Origin of the sequence: Rhabdothermincola sp. (assembly GCF_036846205.1) — a bacterium.
Lineage (GTDB): Bacteria > Actinomycetota > Acidimicrobiia > Acidimicrobiales > Acidimicrobilacustridaceae > Rhabdothermincola.
On sequence record NZ_DAIUCK010000004.1, the window covers coordinates 23,187 to 49,515 of the forward strand.

Below are 26,329 nucleotides of genomic sequence, written 5' to 3' on the forward strand. Positions count from 1 at the left end.
GGGCAGCCTAGGACGAGCGCGATCGCAGCCGGTACGGTCGCCGGCGATGAAGGTTCGCATCGGCTTCGGCCTCGGCACCCGGACGGTGGCGAACGACGCCGAGCGCTTCGGGTTGGTGGTGGACGAGCTCGAGCGCCTCGGGTTCGACTCGCTGTGGCTGAGCGAGCGGATCTCCGGTGAGGGTCCCGACCCGATCGCGGGCCTGGCGTTCGCCGCGGGCCGCACCACCAGGCTGAAGCTGGGCACGAGTGTCCTGGTGGTGCCCGGGCGCAACCCCGTGGTGCTGGCCAAGGAGCTGGCCAGCTTGGACCGCCTCTCCGGCGGTCGGCTGCTGCCGGCGTTCGGCCTCGGCGTGGCGGACCCCACCGAGCAGGCCGCGTTCGGGGTCCGCCGGGAGGAGCGGGCCCGACGCTTCGACGAGGCGTTACCGCTCCTGCGCCGGCTGTGGAGCGAGGAGGTGGTCGACCACGACGGCGAGTTCTATTCCTGCAAGGGGGTGTCGGTCCGCCCCCGACCGATCCAGGACCCCATCGACCTGTGGATGGGAGGCATCGCTCCGTCAGAGCTGCGGCGGGTCGGCCGCCTCGGCGACGGGTGGCTGCCATCGTTCTGCACCGTGGAGGAGGTGCGCGCCGGCATCGCCGCCATCACCGAGCATGCCGCGACCCATGGCCGAGCGATCGATCCCGAGCATGTCGGGGCGCTCGTCGCCTACCGCCACGGCCCGCTGCCCGAGCTCGTGGCCCGTTTCGTACGCCAGCGGCGGCCGGGTGCCGATCCCGAAGAGCTGATCCCCGAGCGCGCCGCGCTGCCCGAGCATCTCGAGCGGTTCGTGGGGATCGGGGCCTCGAAGTTCGTGGTGCTGCCCATCGTCGAGCCCGCGGATTGGCACGACGAGCTGGGCTGGCTGGCCGAACGGGTGCTACCCCTCCAGCGCTGACCGGACACCGGCTACTGGACCATCGCTCCGTACACCGCCACCAGGCCCGCGGTGGCCCGGCGGAGGAACTCACCGTCGTAGGCCTCGTCGCCGTGATCGAGCCAGGCCAGCACGCTGTCGTAGAGGTAGGCGACGATGGTGTGGGTGATCCACCCGCGCAGTGCGGGGTCGCGGATCGTGTTGCCGATCAGCTCGTCGGCAGCCTGCACCGCCTGCCCCCGTAGCTCGGCGGCCACGCTCGCGAACCGGGGCTCGCGTGCCGCGTGCACCACCAGGAGCCGGAAGCCGTCGGGGTCCTCGCGGGCCACGGTGAGCAGGGCCCGGGTGGTGAAGCCCTCCGGGTCGGCGGCCTGCACCCCGGCGAGGAACTCCTCCCGCAGCCGATCGCTCACCCGATCGAGCACCGCCCGATACAGCTCCTCCTTCGAGGCGAAGTGCCGGTAGACGATGATGCGGCTCACGCCCGCCTCGGCGGCCACGTCGTCCATCGACGTGTCGGCGAAGCCTCCTCTGGCGAAGGCGGTGGCCGCGGCCCGCAGGATCGACGCCTGGCGCTCGGGCTTCGGGAGGAGTTGGCGGGCCTGGCCTCGGTCACCCATGTCACACAGCTTCCATCTTGCCGAGTGTATACACACGAGTATACAGTTGAGGTGCCGGGACGATCCCGGTCCGGCCAGTGGCATCGCCGTGCCGCTGGCGCGGTATGCCGATGGCCCAGGGGGGAGCGAACCATGACCACGGCACAGGTGGAGTACACGGAGCACGAGCTCCTGCTCTCGCATGACTACGCAGAGCCGCTCGTCGCGGGTGGGGTCCGCTGCCACGGCGGCTTCGACGATCAAGGTCGGTACGTCTCACCTCGTACCCGCATGCGAGGCCCGGCCATCGAGGCGTGGGAGCACCAGCGCGCGGAGCAGTTCGGCACCCCGGTGCTCGACGTGCCGATCGACTCGTGGCCTGAGCACTTCCCCAACGTCGAGCAGTCGAAGCTGCTGATCCGACGGGGCGTGCCCGAGCCCATCATTGCCACCCTCACCCGCATCGGTACCGTCGAGGGCTTCGGCGGGATGCTGCGGCTGGTGCCGGTGCCCGACATGCGACCGCTGTTCGAGGAGGACATCACCGGCACCGCGATCGCCCACCTGGACCGCGGGCTCATCGAGGCCCACGCCCGCGACGAGGCCGGCTTCGAGGAGGAGGCGGGCCACGACGTGATGTGGTTCGTGGCCCGCGACATCGCGTTCGAGAATCCGGTCACCGCCGACGAGACCGAGCTCATGCTGGAGCGGATGGGCATCAGGGGCGGTCCCGGCAGACCCGCGCCGCTGGTCGACGTGGCCCGGGTGCTGCCCGAGGAGATCGACCCCACACTCGAGTTCCTGGTCGGCCGGATGATCAACCTGCTGTTCATCGAGATCGCGGCGTTCCACACCTTCCGCTGGGCCGAGAGCGTCCTCGCCGACACCGACCTGGTGGCGGGCGACGGCGAGGCAGCCCGGCTGGTGTCCTACATCCGAGCCGACGAGACGCCCCACGTGTCGTACCTGCGCACCGCCCTCTCCGAGATGCGTGACCGCACGTGGATCGGCCAGCGGGGCAACCGCTACCCGGGCGAGGAGATGATCGGGTTGCTGTGGGACAAGGCGCTCGAGGACTCCCTGCTCCTGCGGCGTGCCGACAACCTGCGGGTCACCATGAACGAGATCGAGCACGCCTTGGCTGGTCGCCCCGACGCGGCCGACCTGCTCGACGAGATGCTCTCGCTGGGCACGGTGCGGCGACTGCCCGACGGCACGGTGGTCGACACCGAGGAGCCGGCGGCGTGAAGTTCGGCCTGTTCTACGAGCACCAGCTCCCCCGGCCCTGGTCGGAGGACTCCGAGCGCCAGCTCATCCAGGATGCGCTGGACCAGGTGGAGCTCGCCGACCGGGTGGGCTTCGACTACGTCTGGGAGGTCGAGCACCACTTCCTGGAGGAGTACTCGCACTCCAGCGCTCCCGAGGTCTTCCTCGCCGCGGCCAGCCAACGCACGTCGCGGATCCGCCTGGGGCACGGCATCATCCAGACCGCGCCGTACTACAACCACCCTGCCCGCACCGCCGAGCGGGTGGCCACCTTGGACCTGGTCTCCAACGGGCGGGTCGACTTCGGCTCCGGCGAGTCGTCGTCGGAAGCCGAGCTCGGCGGGTTCGGCATCGCCTACGACGAGAAGCGGGAGCAGTGGCTCGAAGGCCTCGAAGTCGCCATCCGCTGCATGACCGAGACCCCCTTCACCGGAGTCGAGGGCCGGTACGTCTCGATGCCGCCCCGTAACGTGGTGCCCAAGCCGGTGCAGAAGCCACACCCTCCACTGTGGCTGGCGTGCTCCCGGCGCGACACGATCCTGCTCGCCGCCGAGAAGGGCATGGGTGCGCTGGCCTTCGCCTTCATCGACCCTGAGGACGCGAAGCAGTGGGTGCGTGACTACGAAGCCACGCTGGCCGAACGCTGCGTGCCCGTCGGGCTGGCCGTCAACCCGGCCATCGCGTGTGTCACCCCGATGATGTGCCATCCCGACGAGGACACCGCCATTGCCCGAGGGCTCGAGGGCGGCAACTTCTTCGGCTACTCCCTCGCCCACTTCTACGTCTTCGGCGAGCACGTTCCGGGCAGGACCAACGTGTGGGAGGAGTTCCAGGAGCGGCGCCACGCACACGGCTACTCCCCCGAAGCGGCGCTGGCTCAGAAACAGGAGACCCTCGGCGCCAAGGTGGCGGCTGGCGACACCACCGGTCTGCGGGGGGCGGTGGGCACCCCCGAGCAGATCCGCGACTTCCTCCGCCGGTACGAGGAGGCCGGCGTGGACCAGGTGATCTTCGTGCTGCAAGCGGGTCGCAACCGTCACGAGCACATCATGGAGAGCATCGAGCTGTTCGGGCGGGAGGTCCTCCCCGAGTTCGCGGAGCGCGACGAGCGGCTCAGCGCCGAGAAGGCGGAGCGTCTCGCCCCCATCATCGAGGCGGCCCTGGCCCGCCGGCCCGCCCCGCCGCCCCCGATGCCCGACGACTACGTCATGAAGGCCATCCCCAAGCGGATGGTCGACGAGGCGCAGTTCGACGCGGGCAGGGAGTGGATGGAAGACCTCGCCAACAAGCAGGCCGTCGGCGAGCAGGACGAGACCTTCGTCCGGGGGATCCTCGGCGGCTGACCCGAGCCGCACCCCTCCCGCGGGAGTGGATCTCGCCGTGAGGGTGTAGGACTTCACGGTGCTCGAACGATGGGACGGGTGGTGAGCGTCACCGGACCCGACCCCACCGATCAGCGGCACGCGCTGGTCGCGCTCTACGACTCGGCGTTGCCCGAGGTGTACGGCTACCTCGCCTCACGATGCGGTTCGGCGGCCACCGCCGAGGATCTCACCTCCGAGACGTTCCTCGCCGCCGCGGACGCCGTGACGCGAGGCCGGGTGCCCAACCTGACGGTGGCCTGGCTCATCGGGGTGGCCCGCCACAAGATGGTCGACCACTGGCGCAGGCAGGACCGTGAGAGCGTCGCGCTGGGCGCCGCAGCAGATCACCTCGATGGTGACCGGGGTGTCGATGACTGGGAGGCCCGGCTCGATTCGATCCTGGCCCGCCAGGTGCTCGCCGACCTCGGCGGGCACCACCGAGCCGCGCTCACCCTGCGCTACGTCGACGGCCTGCCCGTCAAGGAGGTGGCCGGGCACCTGGACCGCACGGTCGGTGCCACTGAAGTGCTCCTGGTTCGGGCCAGGGCCGCCTTCCGAGCCCGGTACGAGGCCGCCACCGCCCGCGACGAGGAGGACCGATGACCGATCCCTTCGACGCGCTGGCTCGCCCGGTGGAGCCCCAGACCCCCCGGCCGCGCTTCGCCCGCCAGCTGCGCGCCCGACTCGTCGCCGAACTCGGCCTCGACGACCCGCACGCGTTCCCCACCATCGAACTCCCCGACAGGAGGGATGCCATGTCCGCCAGCACACACGTACCCACCCGAGCTCCCGCGATCAGCGCCGTCACCCCCTGCATGGTCGTCTCCGACCCCGCGGCTGCTCTCGAGTGGTACGCGGATGCCCTCGGCGCAGCCGGCGCGGTGCGGGCAGTCGATGACGACGGCCGGCTCGAACACGTCGAGCTCGCCGTCGGAAAGGCCCGCCTGCTGCTCACCGGTGAGCTCCCCGGCAGCGGTGTGCGTACGCCCACGGGCCTCGGCGGTACCGCCGTCACGCTGCACGCGACGGTTGCCGATGTCGATGAGCTGTACACCCGAGCGGTGGCAGCCGGCGCCACGGGCCTGGCCGAACCGGCCGATCAGCGCGACGGCAGCCGGCGAGCCTCGCTCGTCGACCCGTTCGGTCATCGGTGGATTCTGTTGCAGCCCGCCGCCAGCGCCGACGCCTCCGCTCTGGCGAACAGCGCGAGCTCCGGAACGCAGGAGCGCTCCCGGAACGGAGGGGGCATCTGGGCGGCCGTGTACTACCACGATGCGCTCGCCGGCATCCGCTTCCTCGTCGAGGTGTTCGGCTTCGAGGAACAGCTCGTCGTGACCGGCCCCGACGGCCGCAGCGTGGTGCACAGCCAGCTCCGCTGGCCGGAAGGGGGGGTCGTCCAGGTCGGCACCTACGACCCCGACAACGTGTACAACCTCCGCCCGGGGGAGCAGTCCCTGTATGTGATCACCGCTGACCCGGACTCGGTGTGGCAGCGGTGCGCCGGTGCCGGTCTCGAGGTGATCCGCCCGCCCGCGGCAGCGGACTACGACCCTGGCGGCTCGGTGTTCTCGGTGCGGGACCGAGAGGGCAACATCTGGTCCTTCGGTACCTACGCAGGCGAATCCGACTGACCAACCGTCGCTACACCGCGGGTCGCCGAGCGGCCGGTGCAGGCCGACGGCCTACGCTCACCCCATGAAGTTCGGAGTGATGTTCGCCAACACCGGGCCCTTCGCCACGCCTGAGGGCGCGGCGGCCATGGCGCAGGCCGCGGAGCAGGCCGGGTTCGAGTCGATCTGGACCGTCGAGCACGTCGTCGTGCCGGTCGGCTACCAGTCCGAGTATCCCTACGACAAGAGCGGCCGGATGCCCGGCGGTGAGCACACCGACATCCCGGATCCGCTGGTGTGGCTGGCGTACGTGGCCGCCCACACCACCACCTTGAAGCTCGGCACGGGGATCGTCATCGCCAACCAGCGCAACCCGCTCGTGCTGGCCAAAGAGGTGGCCACCCTCGACGTGCTCTCGGGCGGACGGCTGCTGCTCGGCGTCGGGGTGGGCTGGCTGCGAGAGGAGTTTGACGCGCTCGGCGTGCCCTTCGAGGGGCGCGGCAGACGACTCGACGAGTGCATCGAGGCCATGCGGGCCCTGTGGAGCCAGGAGGAAGCGAGCTTCGAAGGGGAGTTCACCTCGTTCCGCCGCGCCGTGTCTCGACCCAAGCCGGTCGCCGGGACGGTTCCGGTCATCGTCGGCGGGCACTCGAACGCGGCCGCTCGGCGTGCCGGCCGCCTCGGCGACGGCTTCTTCCCCGGCAAGGGCTCGAACGAACGCCTGCGGGAGCTGTTCGGCATCATGCGCGACGCGGCGCTGGAAGCCGGCCGTGATCCCGAGGCCATCGAGCTGACCACGGGCGGCGCGGCCGCCTTCGCTCCGGATCCGGTGGCTGCGCTGCGTGAGCTGGAGGACGACCTGGGTGTGCACCGGGTGGTGATCCCGCCGCTGGCCTTCGACCCGGAGGAGATCGGTCCCGCGCTGGCCAGGTTCGGCGACGACGTGATCGCGAAGGTGGCGTGAACGCCGGCGGCGGGCATGAGCCGCTCTACGTCTCGGTCATCGGTGGTTCCGATGTCGATCAGCCCACCATGACCGCGGCGCAGGAGGTGGGGCGGTTGCTTGCCGAGCAGGGCGCGGTGGTGGTGACCGGTGGGCGGCGCGGGGTGGCGGAGGCCGCGTCGAAGGGTGCGGTGCTCGCCGGCGGGGTGGCCGTCGGCATTCTTCCCGGGTCGGACCGAGCCGAGGCCAACCCCTGGGTGTCCGTCGCGGTGTGCACCGGCATGGGCGAGACCCGTAACGCGCTCGTGGTGATGAACGGCGACGCGGTCATCGCCCTCGACGGAGGATTCGGCACCCTGTCGGAGATCGGCCACGCGCTGGTCGCCGGCCGGACCGTCGTCGGGCTGGGCGCGTGGGAACTGCGCCGTCGAGGGACGGCCGAGGGCTCGATCGTGCGGACCGCGAGCCCGGCGGCAGCGGTGGAGGCCGCGCTGGACGCGGCGTTCAGGACACGTCGAGGCGGCTGAGCAGTTCCGCTCGCTGCTCCTCGAAGTCCTCGAAGGTCACCCGACCGTCGTCGTAGGCGGTGTGCAGCGCGGCCAGCGCATCCAGCACCGCCTGCTGGTCACCGGCGACCGGGGTCGCCGGTGACACACCAGACTGCTCGGCGGACGCCGCGCCGCTGCGGTCCTGGCGCCGCTCGCGCTTGGCGGCGGCTCGGGCCTTCTTGTTCTTGTCGCGTTCGCGCTTCTCGAAGCTGCTGCGACGGGTCGCCACCCAGGGCGTCCAGACCCGGGTCAGACGACCCGGACGTTGCGGGCTTCCTCGCCCTTGCGACCGGGGCCGACCTCGAACTCGACGGTCTGGCCCTGCTCGAGGGTCCGGTACCCCTGCCCCTCGATGTTCGAGTAGTGGACGAAGACGTCGTCGCCCTGCTCACGTGAGATGAAGCCGTAGCCCTTCTCCGCGTTGAAGAACTTGACGGTGCCAGTGGCCATGATGCTGATCTGCTCCTTGCAAAACGCCTGTATGAACTCGAGCAGATCGGTACTGACCTCCTCGCTGCGGGGTAGTCTAGGACCGAACGGGGCGGGTGCCGTGCATCGGAGGGAGAAACCTCCCCACCAGCCCGACCGCACCCGATCAGGCAGCCGCCCCCGCCGCTCCCGTGAGCGCTCGGAGCGACATCAATGCCCCCACGTACACCACGAAGGCCAACACCAGCACGAGGTCGAACCCGAACATCATCCCCAGGATCGTGGTGAGTACCGCGCCGGTCACGGATGCGAAGCCGTTCACCGCCCAGCCCCAGGCCACGTACTCCCGCGGGTGATCGGTCATGGCCGCCACGGCTCGCAGGCCGAGGGGCATGAACATGCCGAGGCACACGCCGAGCGGGGCGAGCAGCGCCAGCGCCACCAGCACCCGGCCGGCCAGTGGCCAACCCAGCAACGCGTCGGTGATGGCCGGCAGACCGACCAGGTAGAACACCGTGAGCACGCCGAGGGCGACGAGCAATGGCACGACCATCCGCTGCGCCCTATCCGCGACCCGCTCGCTGAGCAAGGCCCCGACGCCAGTGGACACCAGGATCGACGCCAGCGTGACCGTGAGCGAGTAGGTGGGGAAGCCGAGGAAGAGCACCAGCCGCTGGATGAGCGAGACCTCGAAGAACATGAAGCCCATACCGAGGGCGAGGAAGTACACGGCCGAGGTGCCCTTGCGAGGCAGGGTGGACCAGATCCGCCGGACGGTGACGAACGGCAGCAGGAGGAACACCGCTCCGAGCAGCACCGCGATGGCGAGCAGCAGCAGCAGCACCCGCTCACCGACCGAGTCCTCCGTGTCGTAGGGGTTGATGGGATCGCCGAAGTGCTTCAACACCGTCGAGAACGGCGTGAAGTGCCAGAAGAACGGCCCGTTGTCACTGATGGGCCGCATGTCGTAGGGGTAGCTCGCGTACCAGGACTCGAGCTCGGTGGGACTCGCGGTGGCCACGATCGTGGCCGTCTCGCCCTCGACGGGATGGCCCGGCGCGTACCGCAGCACCGCACCCGGCACCGCGTCCATGGACGCCAGGATGTCGGCGACCTCCTGGTCACTGAACGGCTCCCGTTTCACCAGGATGGTGGAGAGGGCGCCCGGGCCCTCCGTCGGCGAGGTGATGACGATGAGGTGCCGGCCGGGATCGTCGACACCGATGTTCTCGAGCGCTCGCCGGGCGGTGCTCACGTACCGGGTCGTGCGGTTCGGCTTGGCCTCGAAGTTGATCTCGCCGAACTGCGCCGCCACGATGCCATCCGGCGTGAGGTGCGCGAGCGACTCCTCGATGGTCTCGGTGGTGTACAGGTAGCTCTCCGACAGCACGAACGCGCCCGAGGAGGCGGCGTTGGTGGCGGCGTAGCTGTCGGGGGCCGGGTACCAGATGAGATCGTAGTCACCCGAGGACCGCTTGAGGTAGGACCGACCGTCGCCGTTGACGTAGTTGACCTTCGGGTTCTCGGCCAGGTGACCGCTGTAGTCCGCGAACTCGTCGGTGACCAGCGAGTAGGTGACGGGATTGAGCTCGATGGCGTCGATCTGCTCGGCCCCGAAGTGCAGCGAGGCCAGGATCTCGTTACCCCCGGCGGCCCCGATGATCATGACGTTGTCACGGGTGGGGCCACTGGTCGCGAAGGGGAACCGCCGGGGGTCGCGGTCGAAGCGACCGAGCGTGGACGGGTCGCCGTCCCAGCGGTGGACCGCCGAGCCGAGCATGCCGTCGTGCAGCAGGAGACGGGCGTCGGGGCTGACCTCGTAGGCGTCGACCCGGAAGATCGCTCCCCAGCGGCTGAACAGATCCGACTCGTAGTGGTGGGCCTTGGTGGAATCGGCACGCACCTTCGGCACCAGCGACGGCGCCAGCACACCGAGCGCGAGCACCCCCGACAGCGTCATGCCGGCCATCCGCAGTGCCAGCCCCCGCCGCCACGCGAGGCGCAGCCCGGTGAGCGAGAGGATCAACCCGGCGAGCAGGATGGTGGTGACCGGCCCGATCCACAGCAGCAGGAACACCACCGACGCGCAGGCCAGGCCCGCGCCGAGGAGGTCCGCGAAGTACAACCGGCCGACGTCGCGCGCCCGGCGGCCGAAGAGGGTGGAGATCATCACCCCGATGGCCACGAACGAGGCGAACAGCGCGAGGCAGATCACGATCAGCAGTACGAGGTTGCCGACGGAGGCACGGGTGCCGTAGTCCCAGATGACGAGGCTGTCGATGGGGGTGCGGGCCACCACCACGAAGCCCACGAGCACGCTCAGCCCGGCGAACAGCAGCCCACCCGTCATCACGGTGTCGGTGGGGGTTCGCCGCAGACGGCGTGAGATGGCGACGATGACCCCGCCGGTGCCGAGACCGAGCAGCGAGAGCCCGATCACGAGGAACGTGTAGTAGTAGTAGAGCTTGAACGAGACGATGCGGGTGTAGCTCACCTCGAGCAGCAGCGAGGCGAAGCACATGAGCAGGATCTCGGCGTAGTAGCGCCGACCGCCCCCGCTCTCGTCGCCTTCGGGGAAGTCGTCCAGGTCGTCCTCGACGTGCGCCGAGCGGTCCGGGGCGTCGATGGTCTCGGTCATGGGGAGGGCGCAGCTCTCTGGTGTGGACGTCCCCGGCGCGCCGAGGGCCCGGGGTGGGGAACCCGTCGAGCCTAACCTCAGCCTCGAGCGCACTCAGAGCAGGCGTTCTCCCCTCACCGCGGTGCCCGGGGTGGGAGTCGAACCCACACGGTGGTAGCCACCTGGCGGGTTTAAGCCGCCTGCGTCTGCCGATTTCGCCACCCGGGCCCGGTGGCCACCGTAGCCCCGGCGGGATCGATGAGATCGGGGCAACGCTCGACCGCGCCCCACAGCACGGTGCGACACCGGTCGGCATCGGCACCCGACAACCCGTTGGCGACCACGACCCCCTCGATCATGTCGGCCAGGACGGCCAGCCACGGCCGACCCCTGACGCGCACCGACACCGTCGCCGCGCCGCCGGGCCGCCGGCGCAACGACCGCTCGACCCCCGGCAACCGGGGCGGGCTGCGAAAACCCGGCACCACCAGACCATCGGCGCGAGCCGCGTGCCCGAGCACCCGGGCGGCAGCGGCGAACCGGAGGCTGGTGGCTTCCATCTCGACCATCTTGCCGACGCCCACTGACAGTCAGTACCCTCGCCCGGCGGCGTGGTCTCCCCCAGCGATCCCGGCTCCACCGGGAGCTCCGACGAGCGGCCCACGAGGCTCCCCGCCGTCAGCCGGCTCCGTGCCCTCGCCGCGCACCCTGCTGCCCCGTTCGTGGTCATCGCCGCCTGCTGGGCTGCGATGCGCATCGCGGCGGCGTGGGGCGTGCAGCCCATGACGTTCCCCGACTCCGCCACCTACCGGGCTGCCGAGCCCCCCGGGCCTTACCCGGTTCTCAGCTTCACCGGGGGCGCTCCCCGATCGTGGGTCGTGCCGGCGTTCTACGCACTGTTCCCGAACGACCAGGCCAGGGTGGCAGCCCAGGTGGCAGTGTCCATCGGGGCGTGGCTGGTGCTGGCCGGGGTACTGGCCGGTGCGATGCGATCCCCGATCTGCCGGTACGGAGCGTTCGGGGCCGTGCTCCTGCTGGGCAGCACCCCCCAGGTCGCGGGCTGGGACCAGGCCATCCTGTCGGAGTCCCTGACGCTGTCGATCGTGGTGGTGGCCCTCGCCGCGTGGATCCGGGTCGCCACCCGACCGTCGCTCGCGGCGGCGGGCGCAGCCCTCACGACCAGTGCCCTATGGATCATCAGCCGGCCGTTCCAGTACACCCTGGCCCTCGGGCTCGCCGCGGTCTGCGGGCTGTGGGCCCTGCGTCGAGACCACCGGCGGCTCAAGCTCGGCCTGGTCGCCGGCCTGCTGGCGGTGGCCGGATGGTCGACGATCGTCTCACCCCGGATCAACGACGCCTACCGGGCCCGGGACGGCTACGGGGTCTCCTACTTCCAGGAAGCGTTCGGCCAGAACTTCTACAAGCGCTACCTGGGTGACCCCGAGGCCGAGTCGTGGTTCGCCGAGCGGGGCATGCCCGACTGGGAGGGCATGAGCGCCCCCAGCCAGTACACAGGCACCACGATCGACGACTACTGGGCATGGAAGGAGTTCTTCGCCGAGCTGCGCCGACGACCGGACTGGCTCGACTGGCTCGAACACCGGGGGCAGAGCGAGATCATCCGCTACAGCCTCACCCACCCGACGCGGGTGCTGGGCCAGTACATCGACCAGGTGCCCGAGATGCTGACCTCGCCGTGGAACCCCGCCTATGGCGAGCCGATCGACGTTCTGCCCGGACCCCTCGACCGGCTGTGGTTCCGGGGCTCGACGACGTCGATCCTGCGAACCGACGTCACCGCCTGGGTGCTGGTCACCGCCGCGCTGGCGGTCGTGGCCGCGGCCCGCCGGGCCCGCCCCTCCTGGCCCCTGGTGGCCACCGGAGCGGTCGTCGTGGCCGCCAGCGGCGCGTTCCTGTTCCAGGTGTGGTTGGCCTCGGCCTACGAGATCGCCCGCCATGCCGTGCCGGCCACCCACCTGCTGCGGATCGGCCTGCTGGTCATCGCCGCCGCCCTGCTCGACGCGCTCCTGGTGCGCGACCGGGGTCCGGGCCAGGCCTCGAGCGTCGAGGATCGGCGAGTGCCCCGCCGGGATCTACCATCGGTAGCGCCGGGCGGCAGGCTGGAGCCTTCACCATGACCAAGAAGATCGGCATCCTCATCGTCGCGTACAACGCGGCGTCCACCCTCCACGAAGTCCTCGATCGGATCCCGGCAGACTTCGCCCGCAGGGTCGAGCACGTGCTGGTCTGCGACGACGCCAGCCAGGACGCCACCTACCTGGTCGGGCTCGGCTACCAGACCCTCTCCGACCTCCCGCTGACCGTGATCCGCCACGCTCGCAACCTGGGCTACGGCGGCAACCAGAAGGCCGGCTACCGCTGGGCCATCGACCACGGGCTCGACATCGTGGTGCTGCTCCACGGCGACGGCCAGTACGCACCGGAGATGCTCCCCGAGATGGTGGCGCCTCTGGAGGCGGACGAGTGCGACGCCGTGTTCGGCTCTCGCATGATGGTGAAAGGCGCCGCCAGGCGAGGGGGTATGCCGCTCTACAAGTACGTGGGCAACCGGATCCTCACCACGGTCGAGAACACCCTCGTCGGCACGGAGCTCAGCGAATGGCACAGCGGCTACCGGGCCTACAGCGTGAGCGCGCTGCGGGACATCCCCTTCGAACGGAACTCGGACGGCTTCGACTTCGACACGGAGATCATCATCCAGCTCCACGAGGCCGGGAAGTCGATCCGGGAGATCCCGATCCCCACCTACTACGGCGACGAGATCTGCCACGTCAACGGTCTCGGTTACGCCCGGGACGTCACGGTCGACGCGCTGCGGTACCGCCTGCACCGCATGGGGTTCGGCACCGGCGAGTCGGCGTTCGCGCACACCGACTACGAGATGAAGCTGAGTCCCGGGTCCTCGCACGATCGGATCGTGTCCTGGCTGGCGAACCGGCCGCCCGCCAAGGTGCTGGACCTCGGCTGCGCCACCGGCCGCCTGGCGGAGGCGCTCCGCCAGGCGGGCCACCACGTGATCGGCGTGGACATCGACAAGTGTGAGGGTGTCGGTGAGCGGGTCGACGAGTTCCACCAGGCCGACCTGGCCGGGGGCATCCCACCCGAGGTGGGTGACGGCTTCGACGTGATCATCGCCGCCGACGTCCTCGAGCACCTGCCCGACCCACAGCGCCTCCTCACCCAGATCCGCGATCTGCTCAGCCCTCGCGGGGTGCTCATCGCCAGCGTGCCCAACTTCGGGCACTGGTACCCGCGCCTGCGCGTGCTGTCGGGGCGCTTCGACTACGACCGTCGTGGCATCCTCGACCGCGGTCATCTGCGGTTCTTCACCCGGGCGAGCTTCGAACGACTGGTGGCGGGATGCGGCTACCGCATCCGGCGCCGCACCGCCACCGGCATCCCTTTCGAAGTCACCGCGCGGGGCAGCCCCGACGGCCGGACAGCCGGCGCGGCCCGCGGTGTGCTCCCGACGCTGGACCGGGCAGCGGTCGCGTTGTGGCCGACGCTGTTCGGCTACCAGTTCGTGTACGAACTGGAACCAGTCTGACTGCCGCCGGCGGGTGTCCCTGCCCCTGCGTACGCTCGAACGCGTGGCGACCGATGACCCCGACCTGAACCCCGCCCAGCGGGAGGTGTTGGCCCTGCTGGGCGCGGCGCCGGCCGAGCGGCCGGTGTTCGAGTCGTCGCTGGCAGCCGAGCTCCAGCAGGCCCTCGTCGACGAGCTGGCCCCGGTCGCCGCTCTGGTGCCCGACGGCGACCCGCTGTTCGTCTCCAAGCATCACCTCACCCAGATCCACGCCTGTGAGGCGCATGCCCTGGCAGAGCGGGCTGAGCCGTTCGCCTGGTCGGTGCCCCGGGCCCGGGGCAAGGTGGCACACAAGGCGATCGAGCTCCTGCTCAACTGGCCGGGCAAGCCGAACCCAGCCGACCTGGTCGACGAGGCGATCGCCCGGCTCACCGAAGGGGTCGACGGGCTGGCCGGCTGGCTCCAGACCCGACCCGAAGCCGATGTCGCCGAGTTGCGGAGCGAGGCCTCCCAGCGGGTCACGACGTTCATGGAGTGCTTCCCGCCGCTCAAGTCTGACTGGTACCCGGTCCTCGAGCCCCGATGGCGGGTGGAACTGGTCGATGGGCGGATCGTGCTCTCCGGGCAGGTCGACCTCACCCTCGGCCGACCTCGCGGCTCGCAGGCGAGCAAGGTGCTGGTCGATTTCAAGACCGGGGGCGCCCACCCCAGCCACGTCGACGACCTGCGCTTCTACGCGCTGCTCGACACGATCCGGCTCGGCGTCCCCCCTCGGCTGCTCGCCTCCTACTACCTCGACAGCGGTCGAGCGCACGTCGAGCCGGTCTCCACGGACGTGCTGCACGCAGCGGCCCGACGCACCGCTGACGGGGTGCGGCGACTCGTGGAGCTTCTCCACGGGCACGCGGTAGCGAACCGCCAGCCCGGGTCACGGTGCCGGTGGTGCCCCGCGCTCGAGGGCTGCGCCGAAGGCCGGGTCCACCTCGACGAGGACCGCGGCTGATCAGCGGGCCCGCCCCGCCCGCGGGGCGACAGCACCCTCCTCGTCCATCCGCGCCACCCACCCCGTGCCGGCGCGCAACCAGCCGCAGATCAGCAGGAACGCGATCCCGGCCGCCGCCACGGTGAGGCGCGGGCCGACCAGGTGAGCCAACGACCCCTGCACGAGTGCACCGACCGGCAACGAAGCGGTGAGCAACATGATGTAGAGGGCGAGCACCTTGCCCCGCATGTCCTCGTCCACCTGGACCTGGATGGTGGTGTTGAGGGTGGAGGCGAGGGCGAGATAACCGCCACCGGCCACGACCAGCGCGAGCAGCCCGAGCAGGTACACCGGAGCCAGCGCGAACGCGGTGATGGCGATGCCGTAGACCACCACCGCGGCGGTGACCAGCACCGACCGGGCGATCCCCGAACCTGGACCCGCGACGAGCGGGGCAGCCAGCACCGAGCCCACCCCGAGCGCCGCGGCAAGCAGGCCGTAGGCGACGCCGCCCACCCCGAAGACGTCGTCGGCGAACACCACCAGGAGCTGGAAGACGGGGCTGCCGAGCGCGCCGAGCGCGGTGACGATGACCAGGCAGGCCAGGATGCCCGGGTAGCCGCGGACGTAGCGCAGGGTCCGGGCGAACTCGCGCCGCACACCGGCACCGCCGACCCGTCCGCGCCAGGAGCTGGGCACGTCGATGGCCAGGAGCGCCCCGATCACTGCCAGGAACGACGCCGCATTGGCCAGAAACGCCCAACCGGGCCCTGCGGTGCCCAACACCAGGCCACCAAGCGCCGGCCCGAACGCCCGGGCGGCGTTGAACTGGGTGGAGTTGAGGGTCACGGCGTTGAGCAACGCCTCCCTGGGAACCAGCTCGCTGACGAACGCCTGCCACGAGGGGATGTTGATGCCGCCGACCAGCCCGCTCAGGGCCACCAGCCCGACGATCACCCACACCTGGCGCACCCCCGCCGCCCACACCACCGCCAGCACCGCTGCCGCTGCGGCCTGGGCGCTCTGGGTGACGAGCAGGACGCGGCGTCGAGGGAAGCGATCGGCGATGGAGCCACCGAGCGGTCCCACCACCACGACCGGCAGGAACTGCACGAACCCTGCGAACCCCACCCAGAACGCCGATCCGGTGAGATGGAACACCACGTAAGGCACGGTGACGTTCTGGATCCAGCTCCCCGAGTTCGACAGCAGGGCTCCCACCCAGAACAGCGTGTAGTTGCGGTAGCGGAACGCGGCGAGCGCCTCGCGCAGCCCTGGACGGGTCGGAGGGTCCGACACCTGCTGAGCGTACCGCCGGCACTCCCCTACGATGAGGGGGTGGCGCCCGGCGAACCGATGAACGACGAGCAGCGCATCGCGGCGGCGGAGCAGCGCCTGGAGGCCACGTTGGCGGAGACCCTCGAGACCTTGCAGGAGACGGCCGAGCTCGCCGGGGACGTGGGGCGAGCCGACCCGTCGAGCGGCAGCACACTGGTCCCCGTCCCCGCGGTCGACCACGCCCGGGAACGCCTCGAGGACCCCCGGCGCAGCGACGTCGACGAATGGGGCCGCTCCGAGCACATGCGGGAGCTGGCACGCAAGCTCTACGAGCCCGTCTACTCGAAGTGGTTCCGAGCCGAGTGGGAAGGCCTCGAGCACATCCCGACCGAGGGCGGCGCGCTGCTCGTCGCCAACCACGCGGCGGCGATCCCGAGCGATGCGCCGGTGATCATGCACGGCATCGAGACCGAGCTGGGTCGTCCCGTCTACGGGCTCGCCGACCACCTGTTCAAGAGCCTCCCGGTGATCGGGGTGTACTGGTCCCGGCTGGGTGGCGTGGTTGCCCATCCGGACAACGCCTACCGGCTCCTGCGCGAACAGCAGCAACTCGTGCTGGTCTTCCCCGAGGGCAGCAAAGGCCCGGCGAAGCACTACAGCCAGCGCTACCGGCTACGACGTTTCGGGCGAGGCGGCTTCGTCGAGATCGCGATGCGAGCCGGCGTGCCGGTGGTGCCGATCGCGGTGGTCGGAGCCGAGGAGTCGATGCCGATCGTCTGGAAGTCGGCCACGCTGGCCAAGGCGCTCGGCATCCCCTACTTCCCGATCACCGCCAACCAGCTGCTCCTCGGGCCGGTGCTCGGCACCGTCGGTTACTTCCCTGCCAAGTTCCGGCTCCGGGTCCTACCGCCGGTGCACTTCGACGTGCCGCCCGACCAGGATCGCTACTCCCGCAGCCGGGTGATGGAGGAGAGCGAGCAGATCCGCGAGCTCATCCAGGCCGCGCTCTACGACATGCTCCGCAAGCGTCGATCGGTGTGGTTCGGATGAGCGGGCGACGGGTGCTCATCACCGGGCTGGCCACCTTCTGGGGTGGGCTGGTCGCCAAGCACCTCGAGGAGGACTCCTCCGTCGACGTGCTGATCGGGCTCGACACCCGGGAGCCGTCGGTCGAGCTCGAGCGCACCGAATACGTGCGCACCGACGAGAACTACTCGATCCTGGCCCGTATCGTGCGAGCCGCCCGGATCGACACCATCGTGCACACCTTCCTCGTCGTGGACTCCACGCAGATGAGCCGGCGCACGATGCACGAGATCAACGTGATCGGCACGATGAACCTCTTCGCCGCCGCGTCGGCCCCGGGGAGCACCGTGCGGGACGTGGTCGTGAAGTCCTCCGGCTGGGTGTACGGCACGGCCATCGAGGATCCCGTCTGGTTCACGGAGGAGACGCCCCGCAGCCATCCGCCGCGCACCGCCATCGAGCAGAGCCTCGAGGCCGTGGAGGGCTACGTGCGGGACTTCGCCGAGGACAACCCCCACGTCAATGTGACCCTCCTGCGGTTCTCGAACGTGCTCGGTCCCGACATCGAGACCCCGATCACCCGGGCCCTCGAGCTGCCGGTGGTGCCATCGGTGTTCGGCTTCGATCCCCGCATCCAGTTCGTGCACGAGGAGGATGTGATCCGCTCGATCCTGTTCGTGCTCGAGCGCCGTCTGCCCGGCATCTACAACGTCGCCGGTGACGGGCTGATCCCCTGGAGCGAGGTGGCCGCGATCTGCGGCAAACGCACCTGTCCCCTCCCTCCCGTCGGCACGGAGCTGGCCGCCTGGCCGCTTCGTCGGATCGGGGTGCCGCTGCCCGAGGAACTGCTCGACCTGCTGCGCTACGGCCGGGGTATGGACAACCGGCGCCTCAAGCGAGCGGGCTTCGAGTACCTCTACACCTCGGCCGGTGCCGTCGAGGCCTTCGTGGAGGCGCTGCGGTTGCGCCGGACCGTCGGGGGCACCCAGCCGGCCTACCGCTACGAGCGCGACGTCGAGCAGTTCTTCCGCCACTCGCCGGCCATCGTGCGCGACACCGGAGCGGGCTGAGCGATGCCGACGGTCCACCTGCGCGTCGACGACGGCGTAGCGGTGGTGACCCTCGACGACCCGGAACGGCGGAACGCGCTGTCGACCACGCTCGCCGGAGAGCTGGTGGCGACCCTCGACGCGCTGGACGCCTCCGACGAGGTCGGGGCGGTGGTGGTGACCGGTGCACCCCCGGCGTTCTGCGCCGGCGCCGACCTCTCCGAGCTGGGAACCTCCCGCGAGAAGGGCCTGCGGCGGATCTACGAGGGTTTCCTGCGGGTGGCCCGCATGACCGTTCCGACCATCGCCGCGGTGAACGGTGCGGCCGTCGGCGCAGGGATGAACCTGGCCCTGGCCTGCGACGTGCGCCTCGCCGCCCGGTCAGCTCGCTTCGACACCCGGTTCCTGCAGCTCGGGATCCACCCCGGCGGCGGGCACACCTGGATGCTCCGGCGGCTGGTGGGCGAGCAGGCCGCGGCGGCGATAGTGCTGTGCGGCGAGGTCCTCGACGGCGACGGTGCGGCCCGTTGCGGCCTGGCATGGCGCTGCGTCGAGGACGGCGCGCTCCTCGAGGAGGCCGGGGTGTTGGCCCGTCGGGCCGCCGCGGTGCCACGAGAGCTGGCCAGACGCACCAAGCAGACCCTGCGCGACGTGGCAGGCATCGCCGACCACGACGCAGCCGTCGAACGTGAGCTGCGACCGCAGCTGTGGTCGATGGATCAGCCCGAGTTCGCCTCCCGGCTGGCCGAGCTGACCCGGCGCATCAGTCGACCCACGCGCTGAGCAGCTCCTCCCGCCGCTCCACCCACTCCTCGGCGGTCATGGCGTACCGGACGTGGTCCTCCCACACTCCGTTGATCTCGAGGTAGCGCAGCGCGGTGCCCTCTTCGCGGATCGCCAACTTCTCCACCACCCGCCGGCTGGCGGCGTTGCGGGGAATGATGGCGATCTGCACCCGGTGCAGGTGCAGCTCCTCGAACACGAAGCGCAACAGCACCACCAGGGCCTCGGGCACGTAGCCGTTACCGGCCCGCTTCTCGTCGATCCAGTAGCCGATGTACGCGCTCTGGAACGGGCCCCGCTGCACCGACGACAGGTTGATCTCCCCTGCCAGCTCGCCGTCGACGAAGATCCCGAAGCCGTAGCCGGTGCCGAGCTGGCGCTCTCGCTGGCGGGCGCTGCAGCGCACGGCGAAGGCCTCCCGATCCTCGACCACGTCGGGTTGGCCGGGTACCCGCGCCGGCTCCCACTTGGTGAGCCAGTCGACGTTGCGCCGCCGAACCTCCTGCCAAGAGGGGAAGTCCGCCACGGTCAACGGCCGCAACAGGACCCTGCGCCCGAACAGCGTGGTCATCGTCCCAGCAGCTCCTCGAGTGCCCCGAGCAGGAGGGTGACGTTGCGCATGCGGGCGGTATGACCCATGCAACCGATCCGCCACACCGTCCCGGCGTACGGGCCGAGGCCAGCGCCGATCTCGATGCCGTAGCGGTCGAGCAGCAATCGCCGGGCCGCCGGCTCGTCCACCCCGGCCGGGAGACGATCGAGGGGCACCCACACGGAGGTGAGCTGGGGCAGCCGGTGACCCTCCGGCGCGAAGAGCTCCAACCCGAGCGCCTCCAGTCCCTCCTGCAACGCCTCGCCGCAGCTGCGGTGACGGGCCCAGGCCGCGTCGAGACCCTCGTCGAGGATCGCGCCGAGCGCCGCGTGCAGCGCGAAGACCATCGAGATCGGGGCGGTGTGGTGGTAGGCCCGAGCGCCCTCACCGGTGACGTAGCGGGCGATCATGTTCAGGTCCAGGTACCACGACTGCGGCCGGGCCAACAGCCGCTCGACCGCCCGGGGGCCGGCGGTGAACGGCGCCAACCCCGGCGGCGCGCCGAGGCATTTCTGAGTTCCGCTGTAGGCGAGATCCACCTGCCAGCCGTCGATCTCCACGGGGATCCCCCCGAGGGAGGTCACACAATCCACGACGAGGAGGGCATCGCCCTTCGCCGCACCCACGCAGGCCACGTCGTTGCGGACCCCGGTGGAGGTCTCGGCGTGCACGAGCGCGATCAGCTTCGGCGAAGGGTGGGCGTCCAGCAGCGCTTGGGGGTCGAGCGGCCGGCCCCACGGCGCCTCGACCCGGACCACCTCCGCCCCGCAGCGCGCCGCCACGTCGCACATCCGCTCCCCGAACACCCCGTTCACGCCCACGACCGCCACGTCGCCGGGTTCCACGACGTTGACGAACGCGGCTTCCATACCCGCGGACCCCGTGGCGCTGATCGGGAAGGTGAGCGGGTTGGCGGTGCGGAACACCTGCCGGAGGCGGTCGCCGGTCTCGTCCAGCAGCTCCAGGAACTCCGGGTCGAGGTGACCCAGCATCGGGCGGGCGAAGGCCTCCGCCACCTCCGGGTACGGGTTGCACGGGCCGGGCCCCATGAGGATGCGGTCGGTGCGGGCCATCGCGGGCGAGCCTAGCCAGCGATGCTCATGGCCAAGCCGTCGAGGATGTCGGCCTCCGAGACCAGGCACTCGGCGAAGCCGAGTCGGCGCATGATCGCCACCAGCACGCACATGCCGCCGACGATCACGTCGGCTCGGGCGGGCTCCAGGCCGGGGTTGTGGACCCGGTCCGCGAGCGGCTCGGTGGCCAGCGTGCGGAAGACGTCCTCGGCGGCGTCCTTGGTGAGCACGAAATGGTGGATCCGGTCGCGGTCGTAGGTGGCCAGGCCGATCTCGACCGCCGCGGCGGTGGTGACCGTACCGGCCAGCCCCACGAAGGTGGCCGCGCCGGCCGCGCCGGGGATGGCCCGCAGCACGTCGTCGAGATGGACGTCGGCCACCGAGATGGCCGCCAGGAGCTCCTCGGGCAGTGGCGGGTCATGGTGCAGGTAGGCCTCGGTCATCCGCACACAACCCATGTCGACCGAGATGGTGGCCTCGCAGGTGGTGGTGCCGTAGGCGAACTCGGTCGAGCCGCCGCCGATGTCGACCACCAGGAACGGTCCCCGCGCCGGGTCGAGCTCGGCGGTTGCACCGAGGAACGAGAGCCGGCCTTCCTCCTCGCCGGAGAGCAGCTCGGGTCGGACTCCGACGATCTCGGCCACCGCATCGAAGAAGTCGTCGCGGTTCACCGCGTCGCGGGCGGCCGAGGTGGCCCCGACCCGCAACCGCTCGACCCCGTGGCGGTCGATGACGGTGCGGTACTCGCGCAGCACCGCCAGCGTCCGCTCGATCGCCGCGCCCTCGAGCCGTCCGTTGCGGTCGACGCCCTCCCCGAGCCGGGTGATGCGCATCAGACGCTCGAGCGCCCGGCCATCCGGGCCTCGCACCAGGAGGCGCACGGAGTTGGTCCCGCAGTCGATGGCGGCCACCGGCGCGCTCATCCGGCGCCTCCCCCCGCGCCACCTGCCACCACGCGCTCGGCCGCCGTTCCCAGCCGGGCCGCCACCCACCTGCCGACCGGATCGTCACCCCCCGCGAGATACCAGGCGTAGTGGGCATGGAGGCACTTGACCCCCCGGCGGGTGCCACCCACCCCACCCGAGGGCCGGGGACCGGGGTGATCGGGGGGGATGGCCGCGTCGCGTTCCGCGGCGTACCGCTGGTGCGCTGCGGCCAGCTCACCGGGGTCGACCTCGGACTCGGCCCGACGCACCCCACCGGCAGATTCGAGCTCCCCCACCCGGCGCCGGAGCTCCGGGCTCACCAGCCAGTACCGGGTGGGCATGGGGGTGCCAGCGTCGAGGAACGGCTCGTTGCGGATGACCACCGGAGCGCCCTGACGGTCGCGCACCACCACCTCGTACGCACCCTGGGGAGGGCGGCCGAGCAGCTCCGCCACCTGTGCATCGTCGCCGTGGGTCACCTTCCTGATTCTCGCCCAACCCGTGACCTCCGGTGCACGAGCCCCGGGTCACGACGGGCCATCGGGTTAGAGTGTTGAGTCGCCTAGCTGGGAGGTCTGTCGTGTCCCGTACGTTCTTGCGCCGGTTGTCCTGCGCGGCGATTGTCGTGGCGGCGATCACCGCCACGGCATTGCCTGCCAGCGCGAACTCGGTGATCACCGCCACCTCGGTCTCGCTCAACAGCGCAGCGAACTGCTCCGTCGCCCATCTGGACATCGGGATGGAAGCGGGCACGGTGACCCACGAGGCCGGCTTCGTGACCGGCATCGACGGCCTGCTCGACTCCTTCATCCAGTCCAGCAGCTTCTCCGGCTTCAGCGGGACGTTCTCCACCTACGGCATGCCCATGCCGGACCAGCCCGACCGCACGATCATCGGCAGCTACGCCTGGATCGGTACCAACCCACCGAACGCAGCGAACACCGCCGAGTGGTTCGTGCTCTACCTCTGCGACCCGGCCGGGAACAACGAAGTGCTCGACACCTGCTACGGCGACTACGGCACCTGCCCCCAGACCGCGCTGGACGGGTTGCGACGGCTGATGTCGGTCGACGTCGATGACGAGACACCCGAACCGGGGCAGACCATCACCGTGCACGTCGCCCGCTGCATGTACCCGGTCGGCGTCACCCGGCTGCTCCAAGGCGACCTCGTTCTCGACTCCTACACCGTGACGGACGGCGAGACCTCCCAAGTCCAGGCCCGGGAGTTCCTCGTTGAGCTCACGGTGCCGGCGGACGTTCCCCCCGGCTCGTCGCTGTCGGTCGTGGTCGACTGCGGCTACGAGGACGGCCCCATCGTGTCCGGGAAACGCAGCCTGCAGGTCGCCGGCGAGTCCGTCACCACGACGACCTCCACCCCCGCCTCACCCACGACGACCGCCGCCTCCCGAGCGGTCACCGCCACCCCGACCTTCACGGGCTGACTTCGGAACCACCCCTGGTGGTCCCTCACCCCTGAGGGTCAACCGCTCAGGCTCAACTCCGGCGCCGGCGTGACCGGCGGATGACCGCGCCCAGCGCCAGGACCGCGGTCACGACCCCGAGCAGGGGCAGCATCCGCTTCAGGAGCGATGGACCGGCCACACCGAGCAGGTCGATCGGCTCCGGCTCCGGCTGAACCAGCCGGAGTGGGCCACTGCCCCCCGCCTCTGCCGACACGGGCGGCTCAGCCGGCTCGGCGGCCTGCTGGCTCGTGGACTCCGGTGCCGGTTCGAGCGGCGGCGGGACGAGCGGCGGCGGTTCGATCGGTGCCTGCTCGGGCGGCATGGCCTCGGACGCATCACCGAGGACGGTGCTCTCGAGGTTCTCCACGAACTGCGCGAGCAGCTTCTCGCTCACCTCGGCCAGCGCCCCTCGCCCGAACTGGGCCACCTTGCCGGTGATGGTGAGATCGGTGCGGATCTCGACCCGGGTGCGCTCGCCGTTCGGCACGAGCTGGGCGGTGATCGTGGCGCTGGCGTTGCCCTGACCCCTGGTGTCCCGACCCGCGGCCCGCAGCACCGCCCGGTACGAGGAGTCATCGCGCTCGGCGAAGCTGGCCGTCCCCTTGTACTGGGCGGTGATGGGACCGACCTTCACCTTCACCACCCCGCGGTAGTCCTCGCCCTCGACGCCCTCCAGCTTGGCGCCCGGTAGGCAGGGGGCGATCCGCTCGAGATCGGTGAGCACCGACCAGGCCTGCTCGACGGGTGCGCGCACCTCGAACTCGTTCGTCAGCTCCACCGGCCCAGATCCTCCAAGGTGTCGACATCTGTCGGGTCGCCGACGCACGCTACCTCCGCCACCAGCTCGGGCCTCGCCCGCATCAGGGCCCGAGCCCCCTCGTCTCCGCGGGCGGGCAGGAGATCCCAGATCTCGCGGGCGAGGCGGACCGGATGCCCGCGACGGCCGCCGTAGGTCGCCACCGCGATCGGCAGGTCCGTGCGCGCGGCCACCGCCCGCCACGCGATGGGCGGGACCCGGGGTTGGTCACCGAGGCCGACCACGATGGCGGCAACCTCCCGCTCCCGCACGGCCCCGAGCGCAGAACCGAGCGAGGTGGCCACGCCATCCCCCCACCGCTCGTTGCGTACGCGGGTCACGCCGGCCGGGATCACCCCGCCCAGATCGACCGCGCCTTCCACGACCATCACCTCCCCGATGCCGGCGTCCAGCGCGGCGTCGATCGCCCAGGTGACCAGCGGACGGCCGTCGAGGGGCGCGAGCAGCTTGGGAGCCTGGCCGCCGAAGCGGTGACCGGCTCCGGCGGCCAGGACCACCGCCACGACCGGGCCGGATGCAGGTGCGGTCATGGCCCACGAGGGTAGGTAGCGTGGGCTCGGTGAGCGACTTCCCCTTCGAACGACCGCTGGTCGATGTCACCCTCTTGCTCGCGGACGCGGCGCAGGTCGCCGACGGCAAGCTCTACGTGCTCGGTGGAGGCGTGCAGGTGATCGGGCCACAGCCCCAGCCGCTCGCGGTCGCGTTGCTCATCAAGGTGCCATGGGATCGCGCGAACATCACCCACGACTGGCAGCTCGAGCTGCTCGACGAAGATGGGATGCCCGTCATGCACAACGAGATGCCGTTCCTCATCGGAGGGCAGTTCGAAGCCGGCCGGCCTCCCGGCTGGCCGGTGGGCACGCCGCTGCCGGTGCCGCTCGGAATCACCTTCCACGCACTGCCCGTCCAGCCCGGACACCGCTACACGTGGCGACTGGCGATCGACGGCACCAGCGAGCCCACCTGGCAGGCGAGCTTCGGGGTGAAGGCATGACGGTCCCGCTGCAGATCCAGGTCAACGGGGTACCGCGCGCCGACGAGGTCGAACCGCGGCTGCTGCTGGTCCACTACCTGCGCGACGTGGTGGGGCTCACCGGCACGAACGTGGGGTGTGACACGTCTTCGTGCGGGGCGTGCACGGTGCTGCTCGACGGCGAGTCCGTCAAGTCGTGCACCGTGCTGGCCGTCCAGGCCGATGGGTGCTCGGTCACCACCATCGAGGGACTGGCCTGCGGCGATCAGCTGCACCCGGTGCAACGGGCTTTCCACGAGGAGCACGGCCTGCAGTGCGGGTTCTGCACCCCCGGCATGATCATGGCCGCGGTGTCGCTGCTGTGCGAGACGCCCGAGCCCACCGAGGAGGATGTACGCCGCGGGCTCGAGGGCAACCTCTGCCGCTGCACCGGCTATCACAACATCGTGGCGGCGGTGCTGCGCGCCGCGAAGGAGCAGCGGTGATCCCCGCCGCCTTCGACTACGAGCGGGTCGACACGGTCGACGGCGCGCTGACCTTGCTCGCCGAACACGGCGACGAGGCGAAGCTGCTCGCGGGCGGGCATTCGCTGATCCCGCTCATGAAGATGCGCCTGGCGGCGCCCGCGGTGCTGGTCGACGTCGGTCGGGTGGACGGGCTGTCGTTCATCCGCGATGCGGGGGACCATCTGGCCATCGGTGCGCTCACCCGACATCGGGACCTCGAGGTCTCGCCGGTGCTGGCGGAGCACGCCCCGCTGCTGGCCCACGCGGCCAGCCACGTCGGCGACCCCCAGGTGCGACACCGGGGGACGATCGGCGGGTCGCTCGCCCACGCGGACCCAGCCTCCGATCTGCCTGCGGTGGTGCTGGCGTTGGGCGGGACGCTCGTGGCCCGGGGGCCGGGCGGCGAGCGACTCATCCCTGCGAGCGGGTTCTTCCGGGGCTTCCTGGAGTCGGTGCTCGAGCCGACGGAGATGCTCGTCGAGATCCGGATCCCGAAGCTGGCCGGCGCCGGGTGGTCGTTCCAGAAGTTCACCCGCCGAGCGCAGGATTGGGCCATCGTGGGGGTGGCCGCCGTGCGATCCGAGTCGCACACCGGGGTCGGCCTGGTCAACATGGGAACCACACCGCTGCTCGCCAACGCCGTGGTGGAGGCGCTGGAGGGCGGGGCCAGCCCGGAGGAGGCGGCGGCGCTGGCCGCGGTGGGTACCGAGGCCCCGACGGATGGCAACGGCACGGCGGCCTACCGGGAGCACCTGGCACGGGTACTCGTGCGGCGCGCCCTGCAGGAGGCGGCGCGACGGGCCGTCGCCGACGACTGATCACGCCGCCTCTCTCCAGCGGTTCTGTTCATCCGGGCGCGGCTCATGGCCGCGCTCCGGTGAACAGTTCGGCACCTCCACCCGTTCCGTTCAGCCGAACGCGGTCACACGCCGCGCTCCGATGAACAGTTCGGAAGTACCCAGCGAACTGTCCACCCACACGCGGTCGCAGACCGCGAATCCGTGAACAGTTCGGAGA

The 26,329-nt window shown here is 70.8% G+C and carries 29 protein-coding genes and 1 tRNA gene; 17 read left to right on the top strand and 13 right to left on the bottom strand.

Annotation, left to right across the window (positions count from 1 at the left end):
* Positions 1–46 precede the first annotated feature (46 nt).
* Entirely contained in the window at positions 47–940 is an 894-nt protein-coding gene (locus V7004_RS01190; RefSeq protein ID WP_334141309.1) for an LLM class flavin-dependent oxidoreductase, read from the top strand.
* A gap of 11 nt (positions 941–951) precedes the next feature.
* Here V7004_RS01190 and V7004_RS01195 read toward each other — a convergent pair whose 3' ends face one another.
* Positions 952–1,539, bottom strand: a complete 588-nt coding sequence (locus V7004_RS01195) for a TetR/AcrR family transcriptional regulator (RefSeq protein WP_334141310.1) — start codon at positions 1,537–1,539, stop codon at positions 952–954.
* Between the two features lie 132 nt (positions 1,540–1,671).
* Between V7004_RS01195 and V7004_RS01200 the strand changes: the two genes are divergently transcribed.
* From V7004_RS01200 to V7004_RS01225, 6 genes are all read left to right on the top strand, one after another.
* Positions 1,672–2,766, top strand: a complete 1,095-nt coding sequence (locus tag V7004_RS01200; protein ID WP_334141312.1) for a hypothetical protein — start codon at positions 1,672–1,674, stop codon at positions 2,764–2,766.
* Positions 2,763–4,127 (top strand): LLM class flavin-dependent oxidoreductase, encoded by a 1,365-nt coding sequence (locus tag V7004_RS01205; protein ID WP_334141314.1) that lies wholly within the window; start codon positions 2,763–2,765, stop codon positions 4,125–4,127. The genes V7004_RS01200 and V7004_RS01205 overlap by 4 nt, the downstream gene beginning before the upstream one ends.
* Positions 4,128–4,196: 69 nt before the next feature.
* Positions 4,197–4,751: an RNA polymerase sigma factor gene (locus V7004_RS01210; RefSeq protein ID WP_334141315.1), complete on the top strand. Its 555-nt coding sequence runs from the start codon at positions 4,197–4,199 to the stop codon at positions 4,749–4,751.
* Positions 4,748–5,779, top strand: a complete 1,032-nt coding sequence (locus V7004_RS01215; protein ID WP_334141317.1) for a VOC family protein — start codon at positions 4,748–4,750, stop codon at positions 5,777–5,779. Before V7004_RS01210 ends, V7004_RS01215 begins: the two co-directional genes overlap by 4 nt.
* Positions 5,780–5,843: 64 nt before the next feature.
* Positions 5,844–6,722 (top strand): LLM class F420-dependent oxidoreductase, encoded by an 879-nt coding sequence (locus V7004_RS01220; protein ID WP_334141319.1) that lies wholly within the window; start codon positions 5,844–5,846, stop codon positions 6,720–6,722.
* The gene (locus V7004_RS01225) at positions 6,719–7,228 is read left to right on the top strand and encodes a TIGR00725 family protein (RefSeq protein ID WP_334141321.1); all 510 of its coding nucleotides are present in this window, start codon (positions 6,719–6,721) and stop codon (positions 7,226–7,228) included. The genes V7004_RS01220 and V7004_RS01225 overlap by 4 nt, the downstream gene beginning before the upstream one ends.
* Here the strand turns inward: V7004_RS01225 and V7004_RS01230 are convergent.
* From V7004_RS01230 to V7004_RS01250, 5 genes are all read right to left on the bottom strand, one after another.
* Complete coding sequence (locus V7004_RS01230) at positions 7,206–7,478, bottom strand: gas vesicle protein GvpG (protein WP_208027338.1); 273 nt, start codon at positions 7,476–7,478, stop codon at positions 7,206–7,208. The genes V7004_RS01225 and V7004_RS01230 overlap by 23 nt on opposite strands.
* A gap of 20 nt (positions 7,479–7,498) precedes the next feature.
* Positions 7,499–7,699: a cold-shock protein gene (locus V7004_RS01235; protein ID WP_208027339.1), complete on the bottom strand. Its 201-nt coding sequence runs from the start codon at positions 7,697–7,699 to the stop codon at positions 7,499–7,501.
* Between the two features lie 145 nt (positions 7,700–7,844).
* Entirely contained in the window at positions 7,845–10,316 is a 2,472-nt protein-coding gene (locus tag V7004_RS01240; protein WP_334141323.1) for a hypothetical protein, read from the bottom strand.
* 122 nt (positions 10,317–10,438) lie between these two features.
* Positions 10,439–10,523 (bottom strand) — tRNA-Leu (locus V7004_RS01245).
* Entirely contained in the window at positions 10,487–10,855 is a 369-nt protein-coding gene (locus V7004_RS01250) for a hypothetical protein (RefSeq protein ID WP_334141324.1), read from the bottom strand. The genes V7004_RS01245 and V7004_RS01250 overlap by 37 nt, the downstream gene beginning before the upstream one ends.
* A gap of 51 nt (positions 10,856–10,906) precedes the next feature.
* On the opposite strand from V7004_RS01250, the gene V7004_RS01255 reads away from it, so the two are divergent.
* Genes V7004_RS01255 through V7004_RS01265 form a run of 3 tightly spaced genes read left to right on the top strand, consistent with a single transcriptional unit; the run spans position 10,907 to position 14,845 of the window.
* On the top strand, positions 10,907–12,433 hold the full coding sequence (locus V7004_RS01255; protein WP_334141325.1) for a hypothetical protein: 1,527 nt from the start codon (positions 10,907–10,909) through the stop codon (positions 12,431–12,433).
* Positions 12,430–13,863 (top strand): bifunctional glycosyltransferase/class I SAM-dependent methyltransferase, encoded by a 1,434-nt coding sequence (locus tag V7004_RS01260; RefSeq protein ID WP_334141327.1) that lies wholly within the window; start codon positions 12,430–12,432, stop codon positions 13,861–13,863. Before V7004_RS01255 ends, V7004_RS01260 begins: the two co-directional genes overlap by 4 nt.
* A gap of 43 nt (positions 13,864–13,906) precedes the next feature.
* On the top strand, positions 13,907–14,845 hold the full coding sequence (locus tag V7004_RS01265; protein WP_334141330.1) for a PD-(D/E)XK nuclease family protein: 939 nt from the start codon (positions 13,907–13,909) through the stop codon (positions 14,843–14,845).
* On the opposite strand, the gene V7004_RS01270 is transcribed toward V7004_RS01265, so the two are convergent.
* The gene (locus tag V7004_RS01270; RefSeq protein WP_334141331.1) at positions 14,846–16,123 is read right to left on the bottom strand and encodes an MFS transporter; all 1,278 of its coding nucleotides are present in this window, start codon (positions 16,121–16,123) and stop codon (positions 14,846–14,848) included. It abuts the gene before it with no gap.
* Positions 16,124–16,162: 39 nt separating this feature from the next.
* Between V7004_RS01270 and V7004_RS01275 the strand changes: the two genes are divergently transcribed.
* The 3 genes from V7004_RS01275 to V7004_RS01285 are packed head-to-tail and all read left to right on the top strand — an operon-like array spanning position 16,163 to position 18,960.
* Positions 16,163–17,152, top strand: a complete 990-nt coding sequence (locus tag V7004_RS01275; protein WP_334141333.1) for a lysophospholipid acyltransferase family protein — start codon at positions 16,163–16,165, stop codon at positions 17,150–17,152.
* Positions 17,149–18,198, top strand: coding sequence for an NAD-dependent epimerase/dehydratase family protein (locus V7004_RS01280; RefSeq protein ID WP_334141337.1), 1,050 nt, complete (start codon positions 17,149–17,151; stop codon positions 18,196–18,198). Before V7004_RS01275 ends, V7004_RS01280 begins: the two co-directional genes overlap by 4 nt.
* 3 nt (positions 18,199–18,201) lie before the next feature.
* Positions 18,202–18,960 carry an enoyl-CoA hydratase gene (locus tag V7004_RS01285; RefSeq protein WP_334141339.1) on the top strand — a complete coding sequence of 253 codons (759 nt, stop codon included), beginning with the start codon at positions 18,202–18,204 and terminating at the stop codon, positions 18,958–18,960.
* Here V7004_RS01285 and V7004_RS01290 read toward each other — a convergent pair.
* Genes V7004_RS01290 through V7004_RS01305 form a run of 4 tightly spaced genes read right to left on the bottom strand, consistent with a single transcriptional unit; the run spans position 18,941 to position 22,030 of the window.
* Positions 18,941–19,531: a GNAT family N-acetyltransferase gene (locus V7004_RS01290; protein WP_334141341.1), complete on the bottom strand. Its 591-nt coding sequence runs from the start codon at positions 19,529–19,531 to the stop codon at positions 18,941–18,943. The genes V7004_RS01285 and V7004_RS01290 overlap by 20 nt on opposite strands.
* Complete coding sequence (locus tag V7004_RS01295; RefSeq protein ID WP_334141343.1) at positions 19,528–20,625, bottom strand: pyridoxal-phosphate-dependent aminotransferase family protein; 1,098 nt, start codon at positions 20,623–20,625, stop codon at positions 19,528–19,530. Before V7004_RS01295 ends, V7004_RS01290 begins: the two co-directional genes overlap by 4 nt.
* Positions 20,626–20,636: 11 nt before the next feature.
* Positions 20,637–21,548 (bottom strand): Ppx/GppA phosphatase family protein, encoded by a 912-nt coding sequence (locus tag V7004_RS01300; protein WP_334141345.1) that lies wholly within the window; start codon positions 21,546–21,548, stop codon positions 20,637–20,639.
* Positions 21,545–22,030, bottom strand: coding sequence for a DUF501 domain-containing protein (locus tag V7004_RS01305; RefSeq protein ID WP_334141347.1), 486 nt, complete (start codon positions 22,028–22,030; stop codon positions 21,545–21,547). The genes V7004_RS01300 and V7004_RS01305 overlap by 4 nt, the downstream gene beginning before the upstream one ends.
* Before the next feature lie 101 nt (positions 22,031–22,131).
* Between V7004_RS01305 and V7004_RS01310 the strand changes: the two genes are divergently transcribed.
* Positions 22,132–22,995 (top strand): hypothetical protein, encoded by an 864-nt coding sequence (locus V7004_RS01310; RefSeq protein WP_334141349.1) that lies wholly within the window; start codon positions 22,132–22,134, stop codon positions 22,993–22,995.
* Positions 22,996–23,047: 52 nt separating this feature from the next.
* Here V7004_RS01310 and V7004_RS01315 read toward each other — a convergent pair whose 3' ends face one another.
* On the bottom strand, positions 23,048–23,794 hold the full coding sequence (locus V7004_RS01315; protein ID WP_334141350.1) for an SRPBCC family protein: 747 nt from the start codon (positions 23,792–23,794) through the stop codon (positions 23,048–23,050).
* A complete protein-coding gene (locus tag V7004_RS01320) occupies positions 23,785–24,363 on the bottom strand; it encodes a nucleotidyltransferase family protein (RefSeq protein ID WP_334141353.1) in 579 nt (192 codons plus the stop codon). Before V7004_RS01320 ends, V7004_RS01315 begins: the two co-directional genes overlap by 10 nt.
* A 29-nt stretch (positions 24,364–24,392) precedes the next feature.
* On the opposite strand from V7004_RS01320, the gene V7004_RS01325 reads away from it, so the two are divergent.
* From V7004_RS01325 to V7004_RS01335, 3 genes are read left to right on the top strand one after another with little or no spacing between them, the layout of a single operon-like run.
* Positions 24,393–24,827, top strand: a complete 435-nt coding sequence (locus V7004_RS01325) for a DUF6941 family protein (protein ID WP_334141355.1) — start codon at positions 24,393–24,395, stop codon at positions 24,825–24,827.
* The gene (locus V7004_RS01330) at positions 24,824–25,291 is read left to right on the top strand and encodes a (2Fe-2S)-binding protein (protein WP_334141356.1); all 468 of its coding nucleotides are present in this window, start codon (positions 24,824–24,826) and stop codon (positions 25,289–25,291) included. Before V7004_RS01325 ends, V7004_RS01330 begins: the two co-directional genes overlap by 4 nt.
* Entirely contained in the window at positions 25,288–26,130 is an 843-nt protein-coding gene (locus tag V7004_RS01335) for an FAD binding domain-containing protein (RefSeq protein ID WP_334141358.1), read from the top strand. The genes V7004_RS01330 and V7004_RS01335 overlap by 4 nt, the downstream gene beginning before the upstream one ends.
* Positions 26,131–26,329 lie beyond the last annotated feature (199 nt).